The following is a 1,370-nucleotide window of genomic DNA, read 5'->3' as shown; positions in this document are numbered from 1 at the left end:
GGTGCCGCCGGTGCCGCCGGTGCCGACAGCCGTGTACGTCGCCTCGCTCAGGGTGGCGATGTCGCCGCGGGCGTACACCCCGCCGACCGTGTAGACGTGCTTCCCGGTGACGACGACGCCCCGGCCGCCCGCCGCCCCTCCGGCGATCTCCCGCTGGTGGCGCTCCCACAGGCGGCCCAGCCGGGTGAAGGCGGCCTGGGCGTCCGGCCGCCGGTCGGCCGGGACCGTGTCGGGATGGACCATGCGGGCCAGCCGCCGGTAGGCGCGGCGGGCGGCGCGCAGGCCCGCCTCCGAAGCGTCCCCGCCCTGCCCGAACAGCGCCGACGGGCCACTGGCCCGCAGGATGAGCCGCACGGCTTCGTCGATCGTGGCCGGGATGGGCTGCGGCAGCGGGCCCGGTGCGTCCGACGGCCGGGCCGAGCCCGTGAAGCCCGCTGTCATGTGTCACGCTCCCGGGCGGGGCGCAGCAGCGCGGGGTGCAGCAGCCCGGCGGTGCCGGCGCGGTAGAGCCGGGCGCGGCGCCCGCCCCGGGCGCCGCCGCGGGCGGTGGTGGCACCGGTGTCCTCGACGAAACCGGACACGGACAGCACCTTCCGGTGGAAGTTCCCGGGATGCAGGGGCTGCCCCCACACGGCTTCGTAGACCTCGCGCAGCTCGGTGATGGTGAAGCGCTCCCCGGCGAACGCGGTCGCCAGCGGCGTGTACTCGAGTTTGGCGCGGGCCCGCTCCAGGCCGTCGGCGAGGATGCGGGCGTGGTCGAACGCCAGCCCGGGCGGGTCGGTCACGGCGGCCGCGTCGACCGGGATCCAGGCGGCCGCGCGGGCATCCCCACCGGCGGTGGGGTCGGGCAGGCCCGGCGCGAAGGCCAGGTAGGCGACGGAGACGACGCGCATGCGCGGGTCGCGTCCGGGCGTGCCGTAGGTGCCGAGCTGCTCGAGGTGAACCCGCCCCAGGTCATGCGGGACGGCGGCGGTGTCGCCCGACGCGGCGAGCCCGGTCTCCTCGGCCAGTTCGCGGACGGCGGCCTGCGGCAGGTCCTCCTCCCGCCGGGTGCCGTCCGCGGCGATGTGGGCGCGCACGAAACCGCCGGGCAGGGACCAGCGGCCCGCGTACGGCATCTCCCCGCGACGCACCAGCAGGACGTGCAGGGCACGCCTGCCCGGCGGGCCACCGGCTTCCCGCGCACGCGACTGATCACGGATCGTGAAAGCGACCACGTCGACGGTGACCGCGATCGGGTCATAGGCACGCGGGTCGTACGGGGCCGGCCCGCCCCGCTCCGCCACCGGGACCTCCCGCTCCCCCCGCACCGATGAGCCCGCGGATTCCACCACCCCCATCGACCGCTCCCCTCCGGACGCCGGCAGCCC

General features: G+C 77.2%; 1 protein-coding gene and 1 pseudogene. Both read right to left on the bottom strand.

Features of this window, described 5'->3' with window-relative positions:
* A pseudogene (locus tag AC5LSR_RS22860) lies at positions 1 to 441 on the bottom strand (molecular chaperone DnaJ); the annotation flags it as partial.
* Positions 438 to 1,367, bottom strand: a complete 930-nt coding sequence (locus AC5LSR_RS22855; protein ID WP_493468998.1) for an NUDIX hydrolase — start codon at positions 1,365 to 1,367, stop codon at positions 438 to 440. The pseudogene AC5LSR_RS22860 and the gene AC5LSR_RS22855, both read right to left, overlap by 4 nt.
* Positions 1,368 to 1,370 lie beyond the last annotated feature (3 nt).

It is taken from the genome of Protofrankia sp. CiP1_Cm_nod4, from assembly GCF_982290645.1.
The sequence above is the reverse complement of the archived record's forward strand: the minus strand, read 5'-3'. Positions and strand labels throughout refer to the sequence as shown.